This window comes from Novosphingobium sp. KA1 (assembly GCF_017309955.1).
Classification (GTDB): Bacteria; Pseudomonadota; Alphaproteobacteria; order Sphingomonadales; family Sphingomonadaceae; genus Novosphingobium.
Map to the genome: position 1 here is coordinate 834,937 of NZ_CP021248.1, position 25,771 is coordinate 860,707.

Consider the following 25,771-nt stretch of genomic DNA (forward strand, 5'->3'; position numbering starts at 1 on the left):
ACGATGCAGCAGGCGAGTGCGGCGATACGCGCGAGCATATGGGCGAGCATCGCGTTGCGCGGCGCCGTTCGCTTTTGCCGGTCAGCGGACATGGCGTGTCCCTTCCCGGCTTCCGCAATTGGGCCAGCCGATCAGTGACGCGAAGAGACAGGCGAGACCCACCGGCGCCAGTGTCCAGACCAGCATGAGGGCATGGGCATCGAGGCTCGCTGCGAGCAGCAGGAGCGCGCTCTGGATGAGCATCAGCAGGTATCCGCCGATCACGAGCCGGATTGCCGCTGCCGAAGGCGCGGAGGAAAGTAGGCCGCTCATCTGCGAAGTGCCTTCCTGATCCTGGTCAGCAGCCTGCCTGTGGCGGCCGAGAGGCTGGCCAGCAGGATGCCGGTAGCGAAACAAGAGCCAGCCACCAGCAGCCCGGCGCGCAGCACGAGCATTGCCGGCTGCTTCAGGATAAGGCCGGCGACGATCACCAGCATGCCCATCATGCAGGTCTCGACCGCAACCAGGCGCAGCCGCCAGTGGAAGGCTTCCGCCTCGAAGCGCAGAGCCATCCGCTCTTCGACGATCTTCTCGATCATCGCATCGTCGCTCAGCTGCAGCCCGTCGTCATTCGCAGGGCTCGCGGTGTTGCTGGTCATGGCCTTGCTCCCCCGAGCACTTCGGCCGGATCGACGCCGGCCAGCAGGCACACGGCATCGATCGGGGAATGGCCCTGGCGGATCAGCGCATCGAATGCCGCTACGTCCTCGGGCGCCGAGGTGTTGATCCAGTAGGAGAATGGATCGACCACTAACCGCGCGATGCCGAGGCCCAGCGGGGAATCGATGAAGACTTCCGAGTAGTTGGGCTTGGAATTGCGGACCGATTTCAGGAGGTCGAGAACGAAACCCGAATAGTCGAGGATCTTGTTTTCGACGGCCCGGTCGTAGGTCGAGCCCTGAAGCAGGAAGCGCGTTGCCGCGTTCTCGAGGATCACCTGCCCGGTCCCGCCGAACAGCATAAGATCGTTCATCGACTGGAGGACGATGCCGAACGAGCCGCGGTACTTTCGCGCGCGCCGGTAACCCTGTCCGAACGCTTCGGCGAGGCGGGAGAGATCCTGTCCATCCGTGCGCGTCATGAACTGCGCGGCTTCGTCGCAAAGCACGAAGCGGGGCCGATCACGCGCGGAAAGATAGAGTTCCTGCGTCAGCGCGTTCACCACCACCATGACGATGACGTTGAACAGGTCCGGCATGGCCTTCAGGCGCTCGAGCTCGAGCACGACGAATTCGTCCGAGCGAATGTCGAGGGTCGAGGCGCCGTTGAAATAGTGGCCATAGGCGCCGTCCGACCCGAAATCGCGCAAGTTGAAGGCCAGTTCGCGAGCTATGGGTTCGAGATGCGAGACGCTGTCAAGGTCGCTGCGTACACGCTCGGGATAGGTGCCGAGCCACTCGCGCACCGCGTCGATCCCGCGCTCCGCTCGCCCGGTGTCGATCGTCCACTGGACAGCGGACTTGAGCAGGTTCCACTCCGAGGTCGTGACACCCTTGCGGGTCGAGGCATTGGCCATTTCGGCAACGATCGCGACCGCCATGGTGATCGCCGACTGCTTGTCGTCGCCGTCGAGCGCGAGACCCATGTCGAATGGATTGAGCACCAGCCGTTCTTCGCCGATGTCGATGTAGCGGCCCGAGCACAGCGTGCAGAGCTTGCGGTAGCTTCCGCCGATATCGATGATCCGGATCAGCGCACCGCAGGCGTAGTATTGCTGGCACAGGTTGTTGAGGAGGAAGCTCTTGCCGGCCCCGCTCTCGGCTGAGACCACGAAGTTGTAGTTGTTGATCCTGGGGTCGAAGAGATCGAGCGTGACGAGCTGGCCCTTGCGTCCGGTATAGAGCAGCGCCGGCCGGCCGCCGCCACGAAAGTCGGTCTGGACAGGCGCCATCAGCACCGCAGCTTTCGCGGGCATGCGAAAATCGCGTTCGAGGAGGCGCAGGGTCGTACGGTCGGGATAGAGCCCGAAGGGCAGGCTCATCACCAGCATCGCCGGATTGAGGTAGCTTTCCTCCTGCATCGCGAAGGGCAGCGGCTCGCTTTCCCAGAGACGCTTGGCGCGCGCTGCCAGCTCTCGTGCCTGGGCGCGGTCGCGGCCGAACACCCAGAGCGTCGGGATGACCCGCACGAAACGCGAGTTGCTGGCCTCGTCGAGAATCCAGCCGATTTCCTCGATCTGCTTGCCGACCTCGATCGCAAAGCTTCCTGCCGCCTTTTGGGCCGAGAGGATTTGCGCGCGCTTGTGGATCTCGAACTGCGAGTGATCGAACAGGACATTGAGCGTGTAGAGGAACGGGCCGCCGATCTGGTCGCTGTCTTCCGAAGCGCCGCGCATGCCACCCATCAGGCGATTGGCGCGCTCTGCCGTGATCCGCCGGGCAGGCGCCTTGGGCGTCAGGCACCGGGCGACCTGATTGCCGAGGAATACTTCGGGCCCTTCGAACACAAGATCGGGACCGGCGTCGATGATCTGGCGGGCGATCGGCGGCGCGCCGACCTCGCTGCCGTCGGCGAAGACCCCGGGGGCTGCCGCGGCAACGCCGTTGAAGATGCGCCGGTAGAAAGACACCGTTTCTTCCGGCGCAAGCCGGCGAATGCCGAGTTTCGAGAGCTGCTCCTCGACCTGGCGGCGCAGGTCTTCGCCGAGCGGCCGGCGGGTCTTGATCGAGAGCAGCGTGCGGAAATTGCGGACCGGAATGCCGTGCAGGGCTTTGAGGCCATGCCGCCCTGCGCTGAGATAGGCGTGCGTGCGCATGGCCGAGGCCTGGATCAGGGGATCGGCCCTGAGCTTCAGATCGAGAAAGGCGTCGAGCGCATCGTCGATCAGGGGGTCGGCGAAAGTATGAAGCTGGAGCACTGTCCCATCGGGAAAGTGGATGTTGAACAGTCCCTGCAGAGCGGCCTGGACGTGGGCGAACATGTAAGCCGCGGGCTCGATTTCCCAGGCGTGCCCCCAGGTGTCGTCAATGCAGAGGAACGCCTCGCCTTCCTTGTCCCAGGCGAGCAGCGGCAAGAACTGAGAGAAACTGTCCCGCGTCACTGAGCTGCGCAGCCGGGAGTACGTGAGGGCAGAAGATGCCGCCGCGCTCATGGGTGCGTCTCCCCCGCCGTATTGGGGGCGTGATCATTTGCCGGTTCCAAGCCGTCCGGTAGGTCCTTGACCTGCTCCAACACCGGCGCGCGCTCGGCATTGCCGGGGCTGCGCACCAGAGTGCCGCCGACGACCCAGGACGGGCGATCGAGGATCGAATAGACATAGCGCGGCATATAGAGGCGGTCAGGGCGGGTCTGGTCGGCATAGGGCAGGATCAGCGTGCGGACGGTCCGTGCCGGCTTCAGCATGGGCGTTACCGGTTCATCGATGAGGCCTTTGAGCTCCCGGTAGACGCTGTCGCGGTAGCCCTCGTAGGCTGCAGGTTGATTGCCGCGCGATCTTGTCGCCGTGAGGGAGGGCATTTGGAAGGCCGCTTTGGCGGCCGGCCTCGTGCTGACGGCGGGGTCCGATTTGGAGGCCGTGCCGGCGACCGCATCCTCGTATGCCCGCTCCGGGTGGATGCATTGCCCGTGATCGTCGTTCTTGCAGGAGAATTTCTCGGGGTAGGGCGACATCATCGAGCCCACGGCCGCGCAGCCGGGCAATAGGGCGACGGCGAGTGTGACGGTGATGAGGCGAGAGGTGCACCGGACGGGCAAGGTCGTAACAAGGACCATGGCATTGGCTCCTGTCTGCGAGGGGGAGAGGAGGGGGAAGGGCCGCATCACAGTTTCGGTCCGGTCGAAGGTTTGATCTCGAGGGCGAGGCCTTCCTGGATGACCACCACGACGTCCTTGGCAGCACCGACCTCGACGACAGGGCCTGCCTGCCGGGCGAGGTCGAGATAGAAATCGGTGAGCTTGTCCGATGATTTCGAGAGGCCGCCGGCAATGCCCGACTTGACCGCATCGCCGGCATCGAGCGTGCGCACGCTGCCAAGCGCTGAGGTCGAGAGATTGCCGAACGAGCTTTCGACCGATTGCGAAATCCCCGCGATGGTCCCGGCGATGAAGGAACGGGCAAGCGTGGCGCCGGCGCGCGTCACCACCCGGCCCGAAAGGCCCTTCTTGCCGTCGGCATCGACGAAGAAACCCTTGATGGGCTGATCGACGACGGCATGCTCGTCGAAGTCGACACAAGATAGCGAGACGAGTTGGACTTCGACGCGCTCCTTCGCCAGGCTTCCCGTTGCATTGCCGATGACAAAGCAGCCCGAGAGGTTGGTTTTGACCTCGTTGGGAAGCACGGCCGGCGCCTGGACGCGGGCGATGATCGGTTCAGGGTTGGTCGTCGCATCCCGGCTCGCCAGGGCATCGATCCCCGTCAGCAGCCGCGCCTTCATGAAACCAGGCGGCAAATAGATCGTCCGGTTGGGCTTTTTTGAGCGCGCCGCGCCGGCCGCGCCTCCTTCCGGGGCAAGTGCCGTCGTGGCAGTCCCGATCCCGCCGATCTGCCGTTCGCTCGGCGGGGCCGGCGGTGCACTTGCCGCTCCGCCGGGGATAGCCGGCGGCGGGGGGATCTTGCCCATTTCCGCCTGGGCCTCGGGCGGAGCCGGTGGATAGTCGGGGATGTCGACCGGGATCGCCGGCGGGAGATCATCGCCGCTACCGGCCAAGTGGCCGCTTGCGGCATTGCCGCCTCCGGTCTTGCCGTTGGCAAGCGATCCCGGAACGACCTTGCCTTCTTCGATCGCCGAGACCCTGTCGCCAAGCAGCGTCTGGCCGTCGAGGATCTTCTGGAGGTCGCCCCGAAGCTTGACCTCGAGGCTGTCGCCGCGAAGGCCGGCGCCCATGTCGAGTTTGGAGGCCTCGGGCGGCTTTTGCGGAGCGGTGTCGCTGCCGGAACTCGCGGCATAGAGGCCGGCGCCAAGCAGCGCGATGCCGGAAAGGACGCTCGCCTGTTTGACGCGCAGGCGCTGGTCGGAGGTGAGGCTGTTCCAGCGGTCTCTGCTTTGCGCCGCCAGGCGGTCCAGCGCGCCACCTTGGTGCGAGGGATGATGTGCCGTCTGATGGGTTGTCTCACGGGCACCGCGTGGATCGCGGGCCTGGCTGGAGTCTTTGAGATCCTTTTCACCCGGGATCATGGCTGCTGGCTCCTGCGAACGACGACCAGGCGTGCTGCATCGCCCGGGGCGAGATTCAGCCGGTCGAGCGTGACGGCGAAGATGTCGGCGCCGAACTGTGTGCTGAGAAATGCCCGTTCATCGAGAATGATGGGGGGAAAGGGCACGGTGACGGCTCGCTGGGTGCGGATCGGGGACACGCGGTATTCGCTGATCGAGAGGCCAGCGCCCTCGACTTCGAAGCGCCGTCGCTCGGTGATCGAAATATCGGGCACGTCTGCCAGCGAGATGGCCTCGCGGGCCGGGGCGACTTCTGAAAACGAGGCGGGGACCCGGTCCTGCAGCACGGCAAGGGTGATACCTACTGCCCGCTCCTCCTCGACAAGCGGCGCAAGCAGGGCATCGTTGGTTCGCGCCCGCTGCACTTGCCCCGGCAGGAGATTCACTGTCTGGGCCGGAATGTCCGAGGGTTCGGCATAAAGCGGATAGACTGCGCCGTTACAGGTGACGAAGAACTCGGAGGGCGCCGTCACGTAAGTGCGGGTCTTGAGGCCCATGTCCTCGGTTTCGAGGACGAGGAACTTGATCCAGGCGTCGCTTCCTCCGCGCTCCACGGCGAGACCTTTTTCCGCCGAATAGCGTACGTCCTCGATCTCGCCGCCGGCGCAGACCAGATGGTTCACATCGTGGTTCGAGAGTCGGATATGACTGGTCTGTTCGGGGAACGCCGAAATGGTCTGCGCGGTGGCTGTTGCACTTGAAGAAGCTGCGGCAAGCAGCGCGGCGAGGCGTGCCGCTCTATCGGACATCGGCATCGAAGTTCTCCTCCTGAAGGGCGACGAGCCAGAAGCGGCCGTTCTCGATCGCGTAGCGAATGCGCAGATTCCCGCGGAATTTGCGGATGACGCCGCCGATCACGCGGACCTTTTCGACCGGCACTACGATCTCGCTGGAGGTCCAGGTGACGGGTTGATCCGAGCGTATGTAGGTGGCGATCGACAGCGTGGGGTTGGTCGAGAGTTCGCCCAGGAGCTTGCTCAGGCTATCGCGAACGGCGTTGTAGGTGCTGGGGTGAACGAGGCTCAGCAGTTCCTGGAATTGCCGGTCGGCGGAGTAGGCGGAATAGGTTCCGGCCAGCGCTACGATATTGAAGGTCATCGTCTTCAGGTATGCGGCCGAAGGCCTGTTGCCGGTCACATAGAGGTCGCCGCCGGCGCCAAACGGAACGATCACCGTGCGCTGGTTCTGGCTCGTCGTGTAGATCACGCCGCCCAGCACCGAAGTGATGCCGAACAGGCCAAGCACGCAGACCTTGAGCAGCCGGTTCTCCTCGAAAAGGTTGGCCGAGCCCTGCAGATAGCGGTGCAGGTGCCAGCTCGGGCGCATGTCGCCGATCATTTCCGGATCGGCTGCGCGGCTGAAAGGAAAGACCATGGCGCGCTACTCGAAGAAGCGGGTCTGGGTCGGGCCGGGGTACCGGCGCAGCCGCGCCAGCCCCCAGCGCCAGGCGAGATGCGAAATGAAGCCGCGCGGCTTCGATCGCTTCCACGGAAGGAAGAAGAGAAGAGCGCCGACGAGCAGCCACCCGATGATCCCGCCGACAACGACCGCTACGAAGATCGTGGCCATGACGACGATGAACTCCTGACTGTCGAACCAGAGGATCTGGACCGGGCGGTGCAGGTACTGGGGCAGACGTTCGTCCAACGCTCTTCTCCCTTGCTTCACCACGCTGTTGCCGGCGTGGTTTCCGCGAGGCGGGGTTGCCTCACGTTCCGGAATTGATTTTCGCGTGAAGGGGCCGCGCCGACCGGCCTCTCGTGCCGGGCGGCTTGCTTGTCAGATGACCATCCCGAAAGTCTGGAGGATGGAATCCGCCTTGATGAGGCAGACGGCGGCGACGATTGTCGGGATGCCGATCATGATGTTCGAGAACAGGCGCGAAACGCCGAACAGGAACGCAGCGACACCGCCGACAAAGCCGAGCGGGCCCTTGACGCCCTGGTTCACGACGATGTCGTAGATATCGTAGCCGAGGTCGCCGGCGGCCGGCGCCGAGAAAGCATGGGCTGCGCCCACGCCGACAATGGCGGCAAAGAGGACAAGTGCTGCAGCGCCTGCGGCGCGGTGGCCCTTTCCCAGGACAAGCTTCTTCATCTCAGGTCTCCTATGGTCGGAGCCATCCGCTTTGTGATGCCTTGCCGGCAGCGATGGGTGTCGTGTCCGGCCGGCGGCTATGCTGGACAGCTCCAGGAGAGGCGCAGCCACCGGCATTCCCGGTCCCTCGGCTCTGCGTGTGCTGTGCCGGAGGGTCCGCCAGATCAGAAAGGAAGGCTCAGGGATCCTTCGCCGGCTTGGCGTAGGCCGTGTCCAGAAACGCCTGGAGCTCACCTTGCTGGAAGCCCGAAACCAGCTTGCCATCCACGATCAGTGTCGGCGTGCCGGAGATTCCCATCTTGCGGATCGCCTCTGTCTCGCGTGCGACACGCTCGGCGCCGGCCTTGCACTTTCGTAGCGGAGCAGGGCGGGCACCGGCGTAAATCGCCTTGAACTCCCTTTCCGGATCGGGTGAGCACAGGATGTGCTCGGCCTTGGCGGCAGCATCCGGATGGATGCCGCTCACGAAGTAGACCTGCCGCTGAACGGGCTGTCCTTCTGCTATCCGCGATATCCAGAAGCGTTCGAGCGCTTGACAGTATGGGCAATCGGGATCGGTGAACTCGATGACTTTCGGAGCACCGTCGGGGCCGATAAGCAGGGCGTCAGCCGGATCGATCGCATGCATTCGCTTTCTCGCTGCGGCGTCCTGGGCGAGTGCCGTCAGGTTCGCGCCGTTGCGATCATAGACAGCTCCGAAGATCAGGTGCTCGCTCTCCGGGGCGAAGTAGATCACTTTGCCTCCAGCAAGAGCCTGGTAAAGCGTGCCGTGAACAGGGGCAGGCCCGAACTCCTCGAACGCAAGGTTCGTGAAGGTCTGATGCAGCCGTTTTTCGGCTTCCGCAGCGGCGGTTTGTAGGGTTGATACGGCCTTGCTCTTGCCGGTATCTCCCGCAGACGCGCTTGTGCTTGCACCGAGCGAGAGAAGCGCACCGCCAATTGCGAGCTTAGTGATCCGACGCATGGCTCGCCTCCTTTTCAATTCCGAAGAGGGAGGCATCAAGCCGGACAGCATTTCCGACGCGGATCGGCAGCGCCGGCGCCTTGTCGTCCGCTGTTCCAATCACCACACCTGGCAAATCCGCTCGGATTGAATAAACGCCGTCCGCTTCGATGATCTTGAGCGTTGGTACGGCTAGCGCGGCATTGAACGGGGCTGCTTGCGCCGTAACAGGCGTCTGCACGGGCGCGGCGCCGATCGCAGCCGCGGCACACAGGAGAGAAAATGTCATCAGGTATGTCTCCTTGCAGCGCGAAAGATCGCGCAGGCTGATGAGCACGGTTGGTTCGGGGATCACAGCAGCCGGCGCAGAGGCCCAAGCTGCGGGTTCCGTCTGAGGTGACATCACCACGGCGCGGTTCAGGCCACAAGTACGAGGGCATTGTTTAGCCGAAACGGTGAAACAAAGCGGCCAGAGCCCGTTTTACGCTTTCGAACGCAGGAAATTGGCCGGCGCAGATAAGAAATCGACAAAATGGGCACTTCAGTGCCGGTTTTACGACGTTCCGGGTTTGTCTTTGAGTGGCCGAATCGACGAAAATGCGCCGGCTCATTTCATCCAGGAGTTGATCATGGGCAGGGCGACAAGAACGTTTAAACTGCGGCTATCTCCGGCCGGCCTCGACGTGCTGATTGCGTCTCACTGCTTACTGATCAAGGAGACCCGTGCGCTTATTTCCTGGGGGACCACTCTGCATGTTGCAGTGGAACACCTTGACGGTTGTCCAATCGATCTCGTTGCCGATTGTCTGGGCCGGGTAGAGAGTGAAGTACTCGCTGGCGATGAGGAGCATCATTTGGGGGCGCCGCACCGTCTGGGCGATCGCGCGAGCCATATCCTGAGCAAGTACCGAGCAGCATATCCACAGACATGCGCCCCGACACTCGGCAACTTGTATATTGCGGCCCTGGTTCAACTCGAGTCCGCTACCACGCCTAAGGTCTTTACGGCATATCGACGAGTACAGCATGCCATGGCCCAAAAAGGTCTTTAATATGCTGAAAATATGGCCGCAATGTAGACAAGTTGTCTGAGGTTCCATTTGACAGTGGTGGTATGCACACCTTAGCTAATCGCAATTGCATTGGCCTTGGCAGGCAGTTTCTCCCTTTTAAGGAGACGCGGATATGTCGCTTTCGAATGCGGCTGCCGTTGCCGAGAGTCCGCTCGATTACGTGAAGGTACAATCTGGGCGGCAGATCGAACAGGCACGGAAGCGAAAACACATCACTCAGGCTGAACTCGCCCGGGATCTCGGTACGGGCGTGCGGTGGCTCCGCGAGATCGAGGGGGGCAATCCAAAAGCCCGGCTCGACGATCACCTCATGTGCACATACCGGCTCGGTCTTTCGACCGGGCACATCCTGATCCCGCTGTTGTTCGCCGGGCAAAGGATGTCTTTTCCGCGGCAACTTGCGACCGGGGATCTCACGGAACTTGAGCGATCATGCATAGAAATTATCGCGCAGCGAAATCTCGACCACCTGACCAGAGCTCTGACGCCGATTTGGCAATCCGGGCACGAACCTACGAGATGAAAATGATGATGTCTGCGATGGATCCACAAACCCACGATCGCGTGTACAGATCTCTCAAGGCAGAATATAGGGCGGGACTGCTCGAACCGGGTGTTCGACTGGACTTGCAGGTTCTTGCCGATCGACATCGGGCAAGCAAGACTCCGCTACGCGAGGCGGCGAACCGGCTGCTGGGCGAACGGTTGTTCGAACGGCATCCGGATGGTGGTTTCATGGTTGCTGTATTGTCCGACGAGCAGCTGGGCTACCTTACCGGTCTAAATATCTTGATAATGCGGGGAATAATTTCGGCCCTGGTGCCGGGAATCCTTGAAGAAATCGCTTCGCGGGCGCTTGAGAGTGCGCATCCGGACGCGGTGTCCGGTACCGCGAATGCAGCCGCGCAAGTCTTCCTGGCGCTCGCGGAGGCAACCGGCAATCCAGAGGCGGTTGCGATTCTCGACAGCATCAACGACCGCCTATTGTATCCTCGGATCGCTGAAGCAAGAGGTTCGGATCGCTCTCGTGTGACTTTCGCCAAGTTGCTGAAGCATTGGGCTGCCGGCAACGCGGATTTTCCTCTGGATCATTCATGGATAAGATGATGCCGTTCGGACTCCGGGACGAATTCCTCATCATTGTGAATGTTGGTCAGTTCACGCGGTCAGTAATATCGAGACAAATTGACCGAAAATATGTGCTAAGCGAATCGTTTTGCTTCGATGTAGGTATTCATTTGCCGCTGATGTTGGCGGTATACAGTGAAGGAGAGTACGTATGCATCGCAATGACGAACATGACGCCGATCTTCTCGAACTCGGCACTGCATCGGTCGACACGAAGGGACCGCCGCTCCCGGTTGCCGTCGACATCCAGGGGGCATTCGGCACCGAAGGCCTCAACGACGAATGACCAAGGCACTGGCGCGCGATTGTCTCGCGCGCCAGCGTCCTGACAGCAACGAATCCCATTGCCGGTTGAGCTTTTGCCGACCGCCGACATGCCGCAGGAGGATCTCGCCATGCTCACCGGCAACGCACCCAATGCGCAGATAATCGTTCTTGGCCGCGTATCTGCGGATACAAAGGGCGCCCCCCTTCCTGTTGATGTCGAATTACAAGGTTCATTCGCCCCAAGCGGTCTCAGCGATGAATAAAGACCAGAACAGGCGATCGTATCGACCTTCAATTTCGGAGAGCGGGATGCAGTATGGTCTTGCAAGTGGTCTGTCGTTTTGCAACGTGGGAACCAAGATCGCCTTCCTTGATTTGCTCCGCGATCGGTACTTTGTCCTTGCCGGAGACTGCGAACATTCTTTCAGGAGATTCTCCGCAGAAACCGGAGAGGCTGATGGCGGCGATATCGATCTGCTTCTGTCCAGAAGTCTGGTCGAGAAGGGCGGTTCGCCGCCTCGCGCCTGCGACGCCGTTCTGCCGGCAATATCGTCGATGCGGGCCGGCAGCGCGGGCATAAATGCGATTACCTTGCGCGCCGTCTTGGCATATTGGCGAACGCATCGGATATTGATGAGGTCTGGACTTGCTGCCCTCGTAGCGCGCTATCGCTCGACGCCGTTCGTTGGCTCTGGCAGCGATCAAGCATTGCGCCGAACTGCGATAGTGGCAGCCTTCCAATCCATGCGTCTGTTGCTTGACCCGACCGACAGGTGCCTTCCGCTCTCGTTTGCCATGGCCTTCGAAATGAAACGCTCGGGCTGCCGGTGCAATGTCATCTTTGGCATCACACTTGAGCCTTTCCGGGCGCATTGCTGGACCCAGTTCGAAGATCGGGTCCTCAATGACAGGCTCGACCATGTGCTCGATTTCAAGCCGATACTTGTCCTGTGATGCGTCCGACCTTCCGCCTTCGCATCGCCCGCTCCGCGGCAGGGCTTGATGTGCGATCGCCAGATGAGACGGATAACTTGGGCCTTGAAACCGTTGCGAGAAGTCCAATGGCCGAACTCTGCGTGGGAAAAGCGGCTTCAACCTCCCCGCTGGATCCGCTCGGCAGAACGATCGTAGGCAGGGCGATCGGCCGGGATGGCCAGCCTGCACGATTGATGGGCGGCAAGGTCGGCGCCCAATTCAGCGAACAGGTTGTGCGTGAATTCTGGGGGATGTTTCTCGCCGTCGAGATCCCACCGGATGGTGACCCCGTGCGGGTAACCCGCGACGCTTCCAGCCTGCTTCCGGCATACTACGCCGCGACGGGTTCGGAACTGATCGTGGCGTCGGATGTATCGCTTCTTACGGCCGAACGGTCGGTCAAGTCCATCGACTGGACCGCAGTCGCGACGCATCTTCACTGCGATAGCCTCCGTACCCGAAGAACGTGCATTGCGGGTGTGAGCGAGCTCCTGGCAGGAGAGGTGCTTGTGGCGGGGCACGGTCAATTTTCAGTAAAGCCGGTTTGGTCCCCTTGGGCGTTCACGCACCGAGATGCGCAAATCAACGACTATCGATCGGCCGTTGATCAACTGCGCGATTGTGTTCTCTCGACGGTAGCTGCCCTCGCGAACGGATACGAGCATGCCGTGATCGGCATTTCCGGGGGCCTCGATTCCAGTGTCGTGGCAGCGGCACTGCTAAACTCCGGGGTGAAGATTTCTGCACTGACACTGGCTACCACCGCTCCGGGGGGCGACGAGCGCCACTATGCGCGCATACTTTCAAGCGGCCTCGGGTTCGGCCTCACGGAAGCCGTCGAGGAGGTTGACTGCGTGGACATTGCCCATTCCGAAGCGGCGGGCCTCCCGAGACCTGTTGCGCGCTCATTTGCCCAATGGGGCAACCGCCGCCATGCCGAGCTTGCAACAGACGTTGCGGCAGATGTCTTCTTCAACGGAGCAGGAGGAGACAACGTGTTTTGCGCCCTCAACTCGGTATCGATGCTGGCGGATCGCTGGATGACCGAGGGCCTGCGGATAGGGCTGTTGCATACGGCACGTGATCTTGCTGTCATGGGCGATACGACGTGGTGGGATGCTCTGAAACGTGGTCTCGCCCGCGCGAGGCGCAAGCCGCTGCATTATCGCTGGCCATTAACAGGAAAGTTCCTATCGGAGTACAGCCGTACGCACGTTGCCTTCGAGCATCCCTGGCTTGCCGCCCGGCCGGACGGTACATTGCCGGGTAAATCGGCTCATGTCGCATGGATGATGGGAATTCAGAATCATCTGGAAGGGTTTTCGCACGGGCGCATCCATCCCATAGTCTCGCCGCTCGTTGCCCAACCGGTCCAGGAACTTTGTCTGCGGATCCCCACCTGGTTCTGGTGCGCTGGTGGGCGCAATCGTGCGGTGGCGCGGGATGCGTTCGCGGACTTGTTGCCGCAAGCCATCGTCAACCGCACGTCCAAAGGAACGCCGTCGACATTCGTGCTGGCGCTCATGCGGGCGAACAGCGCATCAATCAAGGAGATGCTGAATTACGGCATCCTGGCAGAACATGGCTTCGTGGATACCGGGGCAGTCAATGCATGCCTTGACTGCCCCGATGACCCCGTACCGGCAACTTATGCTCGCATGATGGCATTGGTTGACGTCGAGGCCTGGTTGCAGAGCTGGAGAGGTTGATCAGCCTGCCGTCCTGTGGCTTTGGTGCAGAGTCTCTTCTCTGGTGGCGCGCATATTGCGCCAATGAGAGTACTGATCCGGATAGGCCGGATCCGGGTATTCCTTGCCTGTCAGCCAGAATGCAAACCAGTCGAGCGCCCTGCGATTGCGCCAATAGATGTGCTGAGGCTCGCGGCTCCCCATGTGCGCTTCCATGGGATAGACGTAAAGGTCAACCGCTCCCTTGCGCGCCGCGATCGCGGAATAGAGTTGCAACGCGCAGATGTATTCGCTTTCTGGCGGCTGCATGAGGAGCGGTGCCGTGACGTTCCGAGCGTTCAGAGCGGGCGACGCTTTTGCGATCTCCCCGTTTGGGTCGTTGTCGGGAAGGGGGAGTCCCATCGCCGGATAAAGGTAGCTGCGAAACGATTCCGGCATCGGTGAACTGACGAAATAGGGGCCCGGATCGATCGTGTTGCCAACGGTTTCAGCGACAGCAAACAGATCAGTATGGCTGATCGCGTAAGTTGCAACCATGCTGGTGAAACTGTGACCGGAAATTCCGACGCGGCGCCGATCGATGAGGCCTTCCGCAGCAAGCTTGTCAATGATTGCCCGGTAACTCGCTATCTGCGCCAGATGGGGCCCGAGGGGGGGACGCTTCCCTTCGGCATCGCGCTCGGTAAGACTGCCGTTGTTTCCGCTGACGCAAAGCGCGGCAATACCGCGCTGAATCAGCAGATGTTCGGCGACATGAGATGCCGTGCCGCCTCTAAGAAAGCCCCGGCAGCGATATGTCGTTAGGACGAGCGGCATCTTGGTGCCATGTTCCTTTGGGAGCAACAGTACGCCGTGGTTCTTTCGGCCATCTGCGTCGGTCCAGTCCAGAAACCGGAATTCGCCCCAGTTGCGCTCGGAGAACGCCGCATTCGGCGCTGCCAGCGGTCGTATCGTTCCGCCGGCAAGATCGACCCGGACCAGGCTGGCGGGCGTTGTCGGTCCCGCTTTCACGCAGATCGCAAAGCTTTTGCCGAAGGCACAGGGACTGCCGCCGTAAGCGGCGCCGCCGTTCAAGGAGCCATCGGCAGGACGAATGACCCTGAAGGCGCCGGTAGCTGGATTCCAGCCGTTAATGCTCGTGCGGTCGGAAAAATCCTGTTCGGTGAAAGCGACGAGTTCGCCGGTGCCAGGCGCAAAGGCGAGCCCTTTGAGCGAAGCGGTCAGTCCGCTGCAAAACTCGGCATTGCAGGGCCTGGAATTTCCACTGGCGTCGGTAAACGCAATCGTGAACTTTCGAAAGGCATCGCCATCTTCTCCGCCAGGGCCGACATTCACCGCAAGTGTTCCGTGGTCCCCTTTCAGCACGTTGACGCCTGTCTTCAGGCTCGCGCCGTCGAGAAAGGCGGCCCGGTGCTCGCTGGCGATTGGCGCGCTGGGGAGGGTGACTTCGCGGTCTCGAAATGGCCCCGCGTAAGCTTCGACGGCAAATGCCTCATCCTGTCTGCGGATCGTGGTGAGGCGACTCCCGATCCGGAAGTTATCCGTCAGCCGCAATCCGTCCGTGTTAACAGTACGATCAAGACGAATGCCGCGGCGCTGCTCCCGGTTCTGATCGGAAACAATCGCGGAACGGTCCGAACGCGTCGTGTAGGCGAGGCGCGGACCTTTGACGGTGAACGAGACGACATCGGCGGGGTCTTGCGTCAGCGGTTCGTCGAGATCGCCAGGACCAAGCCGATGAACTTGGCGAGTATCGTCATACATCCCAAGTGCCGCTATCGTATGGTCGTCGAGCCACCGGGCCTGGGGCAGATCGACCATATCGTAGAGTGCCATCCAGATCGGAACCTGCGATCGGCCAAGTGGAACGGGTGGCCGTGTTCCATCGACAGGCACCGCGAACCATTGCACGCTCGTTTCATTGTCGCGAAGCGATGGCGTCGTTACCCGGTAGGCGACCGACTTGCCGTCGGGGGACAACATCAGGCCATCGATCGAACGGACATTGACGATATCCTCCAGGGTTGGATCGCGCGGCCGTTCCTTGGCCGCGAGATTGCAGGGATGAGTAGCGAGGCATGCCGCCGCCGCGAGCAAATGGCCGATGTGTCTGGGCATGTAGGATCGCCTCCGCCAGCAGAGTGAGTATTATGCAAATGTTGGGTGAGTAGCGCTTCTAGAACGTCTGAGAGATCGTGAAGGAGATGACGCGTCCGAACGCTGAATAGTTCGTCGAATCGTAAGCAGCGAGATATGCCGCCGAGGTTGCGATCTGTGACGGTTTGTCGTTCAGAACGTTTTGAGCGGACAGCCTTACGACGAGACCATCGAGTGCCCTGACCGAGCTCTGGATCTCGTAGCCGGCGACGAGATCGAGCGTAAACATCCCGGGAACCGGAATTTCGGAAGTCGTGCGCACGTCGGTTACGCCGCCCGTGTAATTTCCGAAGGCAGACAGCGTAGTGTTCCCGCCCTTCCACGTGCCACCACCGCGGGCGCGCCAGTTCGGTGGATTGAAGAGCGTGCCGGCAACCTGATTTGTACTCTGAAGTGGGGAGAGCCGCTGCGAAGAATGGAGATATCCCGCATTGGCAACGAACTGAAGGTGCGAGCTATCGCCAAGATCAAGGTCGTATTGCGCCAGGAAGTCGATGCCATCCACCCACTGCGAGGCTGCATTGGTGTAGTTGAACTCGATGATCGCAGCGACATTGCCCGGATCGTAGGCGGCGGTTGTAAGGTTCAGGAACGTGCCTTGGGCGAGCAGGGATTCCTGATCGCTCGCCGATGGGTTGCGCTGCACGTAGGCGGCATAAACCGGGTCCGAAAGGGCACGGGAAAGATACGGTATCGGCTGTACGATCCTGTTCTGGTAACGGATGTTGAAGTAAGTCGCCTCGAGCTTCAAACCCGGTGCGAAAGCCGGCTTGAATTCGATACCTGCGGACCATGTCGTTGCGCGTTCGGGCTTGAGGTCGGTATTGCCTCCAGTGCGCTGAAGGATGGTGGCAGTCGCAGGAAGTCCGGTTCCGCCGGCTATGCTTGCCGGCCGGAGCAGGATCGACGGATCTCCGTAAAGCTGAAATAGGGTGGGCGCACGAAACGAACGGCCCCAACTGGCGCGCAGCTTTACGCCTCCGGACAGGTCCGCCACCAGTCCGAATTTCGGTGTCGTGACACTGGCGATTCCGGAATAGTGCTCGAACCGGGCGGCGCCGTTGGCAGAAAGGCTTTGCAGAATGCCAGCGGAGGCAACCAGAGGCACTGCAATTTCGGCGTAGGCGAACTGAACATTCTGGGTCGCCTTGATATCGGAGACGCTTCCGACGGTGCGTTTCGAATGGAGCGTATTTGATCGAAGTCCTCCCCCCAGGGCGATCTTTGCATCGCCTGCCGGAAGAGAAAAGATCCGGCCGGTGGCGCCTGCTTCGACTGACCAGGATGAATTGCAGAAGCATGACCGGACGGCAGGCGTCGCAGTCGCGCCGGAAACCTGATCGGTCTTCGTCTTCACGCGATCGATCCCGAATGTCCCGTTGACCGAAAGCGACCAGTCTTCGCCAATATCCCACCTCAGGCTGGGTGCTACCGCCAGGCTGAAATGAGGGCTGGCGATGTCATAACGGGGCACGGCCGGATCGCCGCTCAGAGCATAACCGTTGCGGGCGGTGCGCCAGTTTGCAAGCACATCGAGCCCAGCCGTTACCGCAGGGACGATCTGCGTGGACGATGACATCGCCACGTTGTGATGCGACATCGCCGGATAGAGCGTCAGGCCGGGATTGACCTCCCGCGTGTACGACCTCTGGCTCGCGTCGATTGCGGTGTTCTTCCCATATTCGTAGGCAATCAGAATGTTGCCGGAAGACCAATTGAGCCCACCCATCGCGGAGTATATCTGCTCGGTGTTCCCTCCATCGGTCGATGCGCCCAGCGTTGTCTGGACCTGCAGTCCCTCGAACCTGCGCCTGAGCAGGATATTCGCCACGCCCGCAACCGCATCGGAGCCGTAGATTGCTGAAGCGCCGTCAGGCACAATCTGTATCGCTTCCACCGCAAGGAAGGGGATGGACGAAACGTCGATGCTTTGGCGATATCCTCCATAAGCCAGGCGATGCCCATTCACGAGGGTGAGCGTTGCATCGGGTCCTAGACCACGCAGATTGATCGATGACGACGACCCGACATTCTCGCCATTACCGACAGGAACATTGAATCCCACGCCAGGATTCTGGCCCCCGCCGAAATTCTGCGGAATGGCAGCAAGAACTTCGGGCAGGTTCGTATGCCCGCTGTCGTCAATCTGTTCGCGGTTCATACTGATGACCTGCGAGGCAGGGGGGGCGCCTGCAATGCGCGAGCCTGTCACGACGATATCGGCGCTCTTCAACGAGCCTTCGCCCGCGTCGTCTGTCGCCTCGGATCGCCCCCCGATCAGGATTACATCCTTTCGGTATTGTACCTTCAGTCCGGAACCGGAAAGCAGTCGACGCACTGCCTCGTCCGCGCTGTACGTTCCCTCGAGACGAGGCGCACGCCGGCCGATGACCGCTTCCGAACTGAAGATGATTTCGCGACCCGAAAGACGGCTGACGGCTTGGAGTGCGTCGCCAAGCGCGCCGGCTTCGAGATTGTAATGCTGCTTGCCAGCGGGATCGGCCGCTGCCGGCGAACTCAAAAGTATCGATGCGAGTGCCGTCGCGCCGAGAAGGCCCAGTTTTGTCCTTTTACCCATATGAACCACTTCGATCCCCCCTGTAGGGATCCAGTCATTTTGACTGGATTTTTCAGGAGGCATCGCTGTGGCTCGATGAACTACGGGGTCTGTCGGAAATTTTTTTCAATTCTTCTGGCGCAAGGTCACTTGATCGGGAGCAGACTGCTCCACTTTCAGGTCAAACAGAGCGGCTAGTCGTTCCGCGACCTGTTGACCGTCATCGACACGGAATCTGCCACTGACACGCATTTGCCCGAGACCGGCATCGGCAACGAGGATCGTCACGCCGGAGGCGGCACGCGTTTCGGCCAGGACCGCCGTAAGCGGCGTTCGGTCGAATTCGCGTGGCTTTGCGTAATCGACGGAGGCTGGAATTGAGGCTGGAATTCCAGCCGAACTTGCCGGGCCGGTTGGCGCGTCATTTGAAAGGAAGGAAAGGCTTTCACCGGCCGCGAGGCGTGAGAATGGCGAACTTTCTCCATCCGGCTGCTTCGGACGTTCGACGTCAATCGCCCCGCGCAGGAGTTTGACGACAACCTGATGCCCTCCGGCGAGACGAACATCGAAAATCGTACCGCGGGCGGTGACACTGCCGCCACCAGCCCGGACCACGAAGGGGCGTCCTTCATGTGCAACCTCGAAGCGGGCGTCCCCTTTTTCGAGACGCAATTCCCGCCGATCGGCACTGAAATGCTGGGAGACGATGGTCCCGGGTTTCAGGGTGATCAGCGAACCGTCCGACAGGCGAACGGGGCCCGATGCACCGTCTCCGCCGACGTATTGCCGCTGCTCGCTGCTATCGCCGACCTGTGCGATATCGTGGTTTTCAGAACCAACCCCCATTGAGCGTTGCTGAATTACCATGGCGATCAGCGCGATACCGAGCCCGACGACAGCGGCGACGGCAAGCCATCTCAATGTACCGCCGGTCGATCGGACGTTGTCGTTCGCAATACGGGTATGGGACTTGCGCTCGGCGGCCAGGAAGCGGCCGGCGGCATAGATTTCGCCGGCCCTCTCGTAGGCGGCTTGGTGAAGCGCGCTGCGTCTCCGCCATTGCTCGAATTCGATCTGAAAATCGCCGGCGTCGGGTCCGCGCATGCGGGCGAACCAAATGGCGCCCTCTTCCAGAAGCGTCTCGGAGAGCTGCTGCATGCCGGTTGAGGGAACGTCAGTCATGGCTAGCCACGCTCTTTCCAATCCGGACGACCGCTTGCGCGACGTGCCATTCCACCGTTCTGATGCTGATCCCCAAGCGCTCTGCTATCTGGCGATAAGGCAGGTCCTCGGCCCGGTGCAACAGGAAAACCTCTCGGGTTTTTGCCGGAAGCGCATCGACCGCCTTTCGGTACTGCTCCTGCATTTGCGCCAGTTCGAGGGCAGCATCCGGCATTTCAGGTTGATGTGGCAGTGCCGTTTCATCAGCGCGCGCAGCCTGTGAGCGTGACCAGGAACGAGCCCGGTCAGCCAGAAGATGTCGGAGGATACCCTGCACGTACGATCCAGGGTTCTCCTGCGCCGCCGATGACCTGGCCGCGACGAGGCGCGCAAAGGCCTCCTGAACGAGATCGGCCCGCTCTTCTTCGATCCAGATTCTTCGCTTCAGGAATTGAAGCAACTTGGGAGCCTCCCGACGATAGAACCTGTCGAATGCCTTTCGGTCTTCGAACAGGGCTTGCGAAGCGCCTTGGCGCTCTTCCTTTTTAACCCGAAGCATTGCTTTTAGAACGCAATGCCATCGCCGGCGCACACCATGCACCTGGCGGAACAACAATATGAAACACGCACGACAGAGCCACCACCGGCGGCGGGCAACAGGTTCCAGTGCCTGCGTGCGACCTACCCGGTCACCCGCCTGTTCATGCGTGGAAGGCTTTTCCTGCAGCCGGATACCCGCCTCTCAACGCCGGCTGCAAAGACAAGTCTGCCTTCGAACTCCAATTAGTTCAAGCCTCCAGATCAACTCCCGCGCGCCAGTTCAGCCGATGCCTGCGGCCCAGCAGTCTCAAGCAAAATCATCGCCCTGAATTCGGCACTGGAAGCCCAATCGTCCAGAAAAGCCTCGATAGCCTGCCGCCCGGCATCGGTGAGCCGGACCACTGTCCTCCTGCCGTCCGTCGCATCTCGTACCGTCTCCACCAAGGTCAGCTCTTCCATGCGATGAACGATCCTTTGGGAATTGCGCTCGGATGTGCTTGTGACCGAACTTAAACCGGTCAGGGAGTGGGTTTGATCGGCAGGCTTGCTGTACAGTTCGAACAGCATCTCGAGGGCCGGCTGCCGAAAGAGGTCGAGACCAAGTTCTGCCATAAGAATTTGCAGCCCGCGCCGGGCCAGTCCCATCATCATCAGCCGGCGGTTGTCGAAGCCCTCGTTGGCAGCCGGAATACACATCACCGCGGTTCGCCGGCGATATCAATCCGGCGCCGGCATGACGCTGGCAGCGATGGGATATCAGGAAGTTCTCGAGCGCCGTATCCGTGGCCGGGCGAACTCTCGCGTGGGGGTTCTTGGCCGGGCAGGTTCATGGGGTGTGAAACATCCCGGATCGCCCAACCCAATCCGCCGGCAGCGGTTATAGGCGCGACAGACGTGGAATAATTGCGCGGCTTCGCAGGGGATCTCGGGTCAATTTGCTGGCTGGCCATCAAGAACTCCTTGAGGTGTGCTGGAGGTCTCAGAATGCCCCGTCAATCGTGCCAATCTTGTAAGATACTGTCTTAAAATTGTCACAAACGGCAACGCGTCTGCTTATTCGCAAAGGAGTGGAGTGAGGGGAGGGGAGAGCCACGGCCGTGGAAACGGTCTCTCCAGAGTGAGGTTTTCTATTGGCATCACCCCTTGAACTGGCCGCCGCTGGACAACGGATCGTGACGGCGCTTTGCGGGACCTGGCGCCGCGACCGCGGCGTTTGCCGTTGCCCTGCCCATGAGGACAGGGTTGCAAGCTTGTCCGTTCGCGTGGGAGATCGGTCACTCCTGTTCAAGTGCTTCGCCGGCTGTGACACCGCATCGGTCTTCGCTGCCTTGCGGGCCAGACGCTGCGATGTGCCCCGGCTCAAGGATCGGCACCCAGCGGACCATGAAATCGACGGCGTGATACTGGCTCTTGGGCGTTTGCGCAGCCTTTGGTTCGAAGGAAAACCGCTGCCAGGAACGATTGGGGAGGCATACCTTCGCAATCGAGGGATCCCTGCGCTTCCCTCGGCGCTTCGTTTCCACCCGCTCTGCCCGGTCGGCCAAGGCCGGTCGCTTCGGTTTCGGCCTGCCCTGATCGCGGCCGTCACCTGCCACCAGGGAATGTCGGCCCTGCAGCGCATCTTTCTGTCGCCCGGCGGCAGGGGCCTTGCTGCGGACATGGCCGTTCCAAAGCTCAGTCTGGGACGGCTTCATGATGGCGCGGTCTGCCTCTCGCCCGCCGGACAGGAGCTCGGCCTTGCCGAAGGCATAGAAACGGCGATGTCAGCCACCGCCTTATTGGGCATTCCCGTCTGGGCAACCCTCGGCAGCAGCCGACTTCACGCAGTCGGTATTCCGCCTTTCGTGAAACGTCTCGTCCTTCTCCCCGACAATGACAGGGCCGGTCGTCTCGCGGCGGAAAAGGCTTCTCTCGCATACTCCCGCTCCGACCTTGATGTGAGCATCGAGTGGCCGCCGGGCGGTTTCAACGATTGGAATGATGTCTTGAGGCGCCAGACAGGCAGGGAGGGAAGAGGGGGGAGGTGAGGTGGATGGCAGGCTGGCTTTCAGTCGATCCGCAACAAGGAGTCTCCCATGCAATTGGTGAACATAATCTACGTCCGTGCGCTCGATTGCACGGTATCCAGCCATAATGTGCGCACTTCCAGCGATGAGGTCGCCGATGCCGAACTGGAAGCCAACATCGGCGAAACCGGCATGATCTTGCAAAACCTGATCGGTGTGCCTGTTCCAAGAAAGAAGGGGCGCTACGAAATCGTCGGCGGGGGACGGCGTCTCGAATGCGTCCACCGCAACATCGCAAGCGGCAAGCTCGGCGAGGACTTCATGGTGCCGGTCCTGGTGGTAAAGGGCACGCGCGATGCAATCGAAATGAGCTTCGCCGAAAACTATTACAATCTGCCGATGAATCCGGCCGACGAATGCCGGGCGTTTCAGGGCATGATCGAGCGTGAGAAGAAGACGCCCGCAGACCTTGCAAAGCGGTTCGGCAAGACCGAACGGTTCGTACTTGGCCGGCTTCGACTTGCCAATCTGGCTGAACCTATCTTCGAAGCCCTGCGCAGCGGTGAGATCACGCTCGATGTGGCAAAGGCCTATGCGGCAACGGGCGATGGCGATCGGCAAGCCCAGGTTTTCGAGCAGATGGAGGCCAGCTACTACGGCCACACCGTCAACGAAATCAGGCGGCAACTGGCGAGCGGATCCTACAAGGGTGGCGATCCCAAAGCGCTGCTCGTCGGCCGCGATGCCTACCTCGCCGCAGGCGGCCGTGTCGAAATCGATCTCTTCAGCGATTCCGCCACCGAGATCTGGTGCGATGGCGAACTGCTCGAGCGCCTTGCTGCCGAAGCCATGACAGCGGCCGCAAGCGCGCTGCGTGAGCGGGAGGGCTTCGCACAGGTCCGAACCCTCACGTCCTGCTCCATTCCCTATTCCGAGACCTTCCGCATGGCCCGCGTCGAACCGGTTCCCACGCCCTTCGCGCCCGAGGCGCAATCCAGGCACGATGAAATCGTGGCCCGGCTCGAGGAAATCGAGACCGAAGCAAGCGAAGCCGGTGAGTATAGCGATGAGCAATGCGACGAGCTGGATGCCCTCAATGAGGAAATGGAGGCTCTGGTGGACGCCTCGCTCCAGCTCACACCCGACCAGAAGGCCGGTGCGATCGCCTATCTGCTGATCGATGTGGAAGGCAAACCGCACCTCCACCATGAGTGCTTCGCGGTGGAACCCGAGATCGACGAGGATAGCGGGGACGGCGACGGCGACGGCGACGGCGGCTGCGGCGAGGGTCAAGCAGCCGATATCTGCGGCGCGACAACGCAGGACGGAGACGACGAGGCTGCTGAGCCCGAAGAAAGCTACAGCATGCGTCTGCTTGACGAATTGGCAATCATGAAGACCGAATTGCTTGCAGTCCATGTCGCAAGCGATCCGCTCTTCGCCCTCGATCTTGCCACCTTCATTGCCGCGGACCGGGCGACCTGCCGTGGTTGGAATGCGATGCCCAGCGAACTGCGTACAGACGCCGCGCCTGCTCGGGTTCAAGGATTCGTCAGCGAAACTGCGGCGGCACAAAAATGGACCGAGCTTGAAGATGCACTCGACCGCAGCTGGTGCGAACGCATCGATATGGCGGATCGCTTCGACGCCTTCTGCGCGCTTGAAGACGGACTGCGAAGCGCCTGGCTCGGTTGGGCCGTCGCACGCTCGTTGCATTCGGTGCCTTACGGTCAGGCCGGCAGCGACTTTCTCGACCATCTTGGCGGCTCGCTGGAAATCGATGCCTCCACCTGGTGGCGTCCGACCGCCCGCAACTTCTTCGATCGACTCACGAAACCGAAGATCCTCGATCTCTTCGAGGCAATTGGCGGGATGGAACTGCGTGCGCGCCATGCGCGCGCGCGCAAGTTCGATCTCGCGGTCTCGGCCGAACGCATCTTTGCCGGCGAAACCGTAGTCGAGGCCGAAATCAAGGAGAGGGCGATGTCGTGGCTTCCCGCTCCGATGAAGTTTGCAGGCATTTCAGCTTCGCCCGTCGATGTCTGCGATCACGATGCCGGGCAAATCGGCTCCGCCGTTCAAGGCAGAGACGAGGACCTGTCCCAAGCCGCTTGAGCCGGGCCGGGAGGCGTCCATCGTGGGCGCGCCCGGCCAGTTTAATCCAGTGAAGCACGGCCACGCGCTTTTGCCACCAGGTGGCGAACGCGCCCTGGTGAGACCGCCGGGCTGCAAGCTCTCGTGACGACTGGTTTGCTCACGGCCCTGCCGGCACTTCCGCCGCCCCGGGCGCCCGGCTCTCGCTGAACCCTTCCCGACACGATCCCAACCTTCCGGTCCCAACCTTCCGGCCGCGCGGCCCTCGTCGCGCGGCCGCGTGGAGTCACGCCCATGGCACAATTCCAGATCCTCTTTTCGCCCTCGCCCGCCGAATGGCGGGCGATCACGACCGAGTTCTGTTTCGCCCCCGTCGATGACCAGCAATCTATCTGGCCATCCTTTGAAGAAGCCGAGGCAGTGCGCAAGCGCCTGCTCGGCCGATATCCCGGTGCTTCGCTGCGTATCGCTGTTGACGGTTCCGATGTTGGCGACATCGACTGGCAGACCCGTGAGAAGATGCGCTTCACCGACGGGCGATATTCCGAAACGCCCTGGCACGACGAGCCTTGGTATCAGGAACGACACGGCGAGCATTTCTGCCACCTGTCGACCGATCAGCCGGGCAAGATCGCCTTTACCGAGAATTCGGCCAAGGGGCAGATAGACCGTCAGTTGGTAATGTCGCCGGGGCGCTACCTCCATCGCTATTTCTCCGAGACGCTCGACAACAATGCAATCGAGGCCTGGTGCGCACGACTTTCCGTCCTGTTGGCCGAACATGCCCTAAAGATCACCCAGGACGCGGATGAGATCGAAGATGTCTATGTCGGCGGCCCCGCCAGTTGCATGGCTCACCCCGAAGAGGACTTTGAAAGCTGCTGCCATCCGGTGCGGGTCTATGCGGGACCGGACACGGCACTCGCCTATATCGGGCCGCGTGAGGACGCGCGGGCGCGCAGCGTGGTCTGGCCGGCGCGCAAGCTCTACACGACGATCTACGGCGACGTTTCCCGGCTCAGGCTGCTTCTGGAAGCGGACGGATATTCGGAAGGAACATTGGACGGTGCGCGGGTTCAGCGCATCGAGGACGACGATTACTTCGTCGTGCCCTACATCGACGCAGGAGACGATCTCGCGGACAATGGGCAGTTTCTCGTCATCGGCGAGGGCAACATTCCTTCCGGGAACACGACCGGCCTCAGCCGGATTCCCTGGTATTGCCCGCGTTGCGACAACTCGGCGAGGCCCTACGAGGAAGTCTGGTTCTCCGACGGCTCATGCGAGGAATGGTGCTACGGGTGCTTCCAGAATTGTACAAATCACTGCGAGCATAACGAGCGCGCCTACAGCGATCAGGAAGAGTTCATCACCGTCTTTGGCGGGGACAGCTCGTATAACATCCTCGCGCAGGAGGCGTCCGATTTCGGCGCCGTCTATCTCGATGATCGCGCCGAATGGTGGACGGCCGCATGCTGCCGGAAATGCGATGCATGCGGCGAAATGTTCCATCTGGAGGACCTTACCGAATATCATGGAGAATGGCTGTCCCGCGAACATTTGCCGGAGCCATTCGACGATGAGGATGCAAACCTGCCCAATGCCCATGTGATCGTCTTTCACAAGGTTCAGCTTGGGACGGTCGAACCAGACCTTGATCCAGGGCGCTGCGGCACCTGCCGGGCTTGGACGAGTTTCCATGCAGCGCGGCCGGAGAGCGCCGTGCAAAGTCCTGGGGAGCCCTTGGTCGCGCAGGCTTCAGGGTGCGCCGGCGCAGACTGCCCAACCGCCCTGATCGAAAGCCCGGACGGACCCACTGTGGCCATCCGAACCGATGACGCGTGGCCGGCCCCGGCTCTCGCCCCGCATTCCACTCAAGCAGGGGCCTGA

General features: G+C 61.4%; 26 protein-coding genes. 10 read left to right on the forward strand and 16 right to left on the reverse strand.

What is annotated here, in order from left to right:
• Positions 1–81: 81 nt before the first annotated feature.
• From CA833_RS21660 to CA833_RS21710, 11 genes are all read right to left on the reverse strand, one after another.
• On the reverse strand, positions 82–312 hold the full coding sequence (locus CA833_RS21660; RefSeq protein ID WP_207081153.1) for a hypothetical protein: 231 nt from the start codon (positions 310–312) through the stop codon (positions 82–84).
• On the reverse strand, positions 309–638 hold the full coding sequence (locus CA833_RS21665; protein ID WP_207081154.1) for a hypothetical protein: 330 nt from the start codon (positions 636–638) through the stop codon (positions 309–311). The genes CA833_RS21660 and CA833_RS21665 overlap by 4 nt, the downstream gene beginning before the upstream one ends.
• Complete coding sequence (locus CA833_RS21670) at positions 635–3,130, reverse strand: TraC family protein (RefSeq protein WP_207081155.1); 2,496 nt, start codon at positions 3,128–3,130, stop codon at positions 635–637. Before CA833_RS21670 ends, CA833_RS21665 begins: the two co-directional genes overlap by 4 nt.
• Complete coding sequence (locus CA833_RS21675; protein WP_242526597.1) at positions 3,127–3,750, reverse strand: TraV family lipoprotein; 624 nt, start codon at positions 3,748–3,750, stop codon at positions 3,127–3,129. Before CA833_RS21675 ends, CA833_RS21670 begins: the two co-directional genes overlap by 4 nt.
• A 47-nt stretch (positions 3,751–3,797) precedes the next feature.
• On the reverse strand, positions 3,798–5,156 hold the full coding sequence (locus tag CA833_RS21680; protein WP_207081157.1) for a TraB/VirB10 family protein: 1,359 nt from the start codon (positions 5,154–5,156) through the stop codon (positions 3,798–3,800).
• Positions 5,153–5,950, reverse strand: coding sequence for a type-F conjugative transfer system secretin TraK (locus tag CA833_RS21685; RefSeq protein ID WP_207081158.1), 798 nt, complete (start codon positions 5,948–5,950; stop codon positions 5,153–5,155). Before CA833_RS21685 ends, CA833_RS21680 begins: the two co-directional genes overlap by 4 nt.
• Positions 5,934–6,533: a TraE/TraK family type IV conjugative transfer system protein gene (locus CA833_RS21690; protein ID WP_207081263.1), complete on the reverse strand. Its 600-nt coding sequence runs from the start codon at positions 6,531–6,533 to the stop codon at positions 5,934–5,936. Before CA833_RS21690 ends, CA833_RS21685 begins: the two co-directional genes overlap by 17 nt.
• A 42-nt stretch (positions 6,534–6,575) precedes the next feature.
• Complete coding sequence (locus tag CA833_RS21695) at positions 6,576–6,842, reverse strand: type IV conjugative transfer system protein TraL (protein ID WP_207081159.1); 267 nt, start codon at positions 6,840–6,842, stop codon at positions 6,576–6,578.
• 132 nt (positions 6,843–6,974) lie between these two features.
• A complete protein-coding gene (locus CA833_RS21700; RefSeq protein ID WP_207081160.1) occupies positions 6,975–7,292 on the reverse strand; it encodes a hypothetical protein in 318 nt (105 codons plus the stop codon).
• 178 nt (positions 7,293–7,470) lie between these two features.
• Entirely contained in the window at positions 7,471–8,256 is a 786-nt protein-coding gene (locus CA833_RS21705; protein ID WP_207081161.1) for a DsbC family protein, read from the reverse strand.
• A complete protein-coding gene (locus tag CA833_RS21710) occupies positions 8,240–8,590 on the reverse strand; it encodes a hypothetical protein (protein ID WP_207081162.1) in 351 nt (116 codons plus the stop codon). Before CA833_RS21710 ends, CA833_RS21705 begins: the two co-directional genes overlap by 17 nt.
• Before the next feature lie 100 nt (positions 8,591–8,690).
• Here CA833_RS21710 and CA833_RS21715 point away from each other — a divergent pair, with 100 nt between their 5' ends.
• The 7 genes from CA833_RS21715 (at position 8,691) to CA833_RS21745 (ending at position 13,387) form a co-directional block, all read left to right on the forward strand.
• On the forward strand, positions 8,691–9,287 hold the full coding sequence (locus tag CA833_RS21715; protein ID WP_207081163.1) for a hypothetical protein: 597 nt from the start codon (positions 8,691–8,693) through the stop codon (positions 9,285–9,287).
• A 133-nt stretch (positions 9,288–9,420) separates the two neighbouring features.
• The gene (locus CA833_RS21720; protein WP_242526599.1) at positions 9,421–9,831 is read left to right on the forward strand and encodes a transcriptional regulator; all 411 of its coding nucleotides are present in this window, start codon (positions 9,421–9,423) and stop codon (positions 9,829–9,831) included.
• Positions 9,828–10,415: a GntR family transcriptional regulator gene (locus CA833_RS21725; protein ID WP_207081164.1), complete on the forward strand. Its 588-nt coding sequence runs from the start codon at positions 9,828–9,830 to the stop codon at positions 10,413–10,415. The genes CA833_RS21720 and CA833_RS21725 overlap by 4 nt, the downstream gene beginning before the upstream one ends.
• A gap of 172 nt (positions 10,416–10,587) precedes the next feature.
• On the forward strand, positions 10,588–10,722 hold the full coding sequence (locus tag CA833_RS21730; RefSeq protein ID WP_207081165.1) for a benenodin family lasso peptide: 135 nt from the start codon (positions 10,588–10,590) through the stop codon (positions 10,720–10,722).
• 58 nt (positions 10,723–10,780) lie between these two features.
• Positions 10,781–10,966 carry a hypothetical protein gene (locus CA833_RS21735; protein WP_207081166.1) on the forward strand — a complete coding sequence of 62 codons (186 nt, stop codon included), beginning with the start codon at positions 10,781–10,783 and terminating at the stop codon, positions 10,964–10,966.
• A gap of 370 nt (positions 10,967–11,336) precedes the next feature.
• The gene (locus tag CA833_RS27325) at positions 11,337–11,657 is read left to right on the forward strand and encodes a lasso peptide biosynthesis B2 protein (protein WP_370584620.1); all 321 of its coding nucleotides are present in this window, start codon (positions 11,337–11,339) and stop codon (positions 11,655–11,657) included.
• A gap of 107 nt (positions 11,658–11,764) precedes the next feature.
• Positions 11,765–13,387 (forward strand): asparagine synthetase B family protein, encoded by a 1,623-nt coding sequence (locus CA833_RS21745; protein ID WP_207081168.1) that lies wholly within the window; start codon positions 11,765–11,767, stop codon positions 13,385–13,387.
• Here the strand turns inward: CA833_RS21745 and CA833_RS21750 are convergent, their stop codons facing one another.
• From CA833_RS21750 to CA833_RS21770, 5 genes are all read right to left on the reverse strand, one after another.
• Complete coding sequence (locus CA833_RS21750; RefSeq protein ID WP_207081169.1) at positions 13,388–15,484, reverse strand: prolyl oligopeptidase family serine peptidase; 2,097 nt, start codon at positions 15,482–15,484, stop codon at positions 13,388–13,390.
• A 58-nt stretch (positions 15,485–15,542) separates the two neighbouring features.
• A complete protein-coding gene (locus CA833_RS21755) occupies positions 15,543–18,164 on the reverse strand; it encodes a TonB-dependent receptor (protein ID WP_207081170.1) in 2,622 nt (873 codons plus the stop codon).
• 42 nt (positions 18,165–18,206) lie between these two features.
• Positions 18,207–19,262 (reverse strand): FecR domain-containing protein, encoded by a 1,056-nt coding sequence (locus CA833_RS21760; protein WP_207081171.1) that lies wholly within the window; start codon positions 19,260–19,262, stop codon positions 18,207–18,209.
• Positions 19,255–19,800, reverse strand: a complete 546-nt coding sequence (locus CA833_RS21765) for an RNA polymerase sigma factor (RefSeq protein WP_207081172.1) — start codon at positions 19,798–19,800, stop codon at positions 19,255–19,257. The genes CA833_RS21760 and CA833_RS21765 overlap by 8 nt, the downstream gene beginning before the upstream one ends.
• Before the next feature lie 242 nt (positions 19,801–20,042).
• Complete coding sequence (locus CA833_RS21770; RefSeq protein WP_207081173.1) at positions 20,043–20,477, reverse strand: MarR family winged helix-turn-helix transcriptional regulator; 435 nt, start codon at positions 20,475–20,477, stop codon at positions 20,043–20,045.
• 905 nt (positions 20,478–21,382) lie between these two features.
• On the opposite strand from CA833_RS21770, the gene CA833_RS27070 reads away from it, so the two are divergent.
• The 3 genes from CA833_RS27070 to CA833_RS21785 all read left to right on the forward strand — a co-directional run bounded on the left by CA833_RS27070 (position 21,383) and on the right by CA833_RS21785 (position 25,771).
• Complete coding sequence (locus CA833_RS27070) at positions 21,383–21,808, forward strand: toprim domain-containing protein (RefSeq protein ID WP_242526601.1); 426 nt, start codon at positions 21,383–21,385, stop codon at positions 21,806–21,808.
• A 48-nt stretch (positions 21,809–21,856) separates the two neighbouring features.
• Positions 21,857–23,902: a ParB/RepB/Spo0J family partition protein gene (locus CA833_RS21780; RefSeq protein WP_207081175.1), complete on the forward strand. Its 2,046-nt coding sequence runs from the start codon at positions 21,857–21,859 to the stop codon at positions 23,900–23,902.
• A 273-nt stretch (positions 23,903–24,175) separates the two neighbouring features.
• Positions 24,176–25,771, forward strand: a complete 1,596-nt coding sequence (locus tag CA833_RS21785) for a hypothetical protein (protein ID WP_207081176.1) — start codon at positions 24,176–24,178, stop codon at positions 25,769–25,771.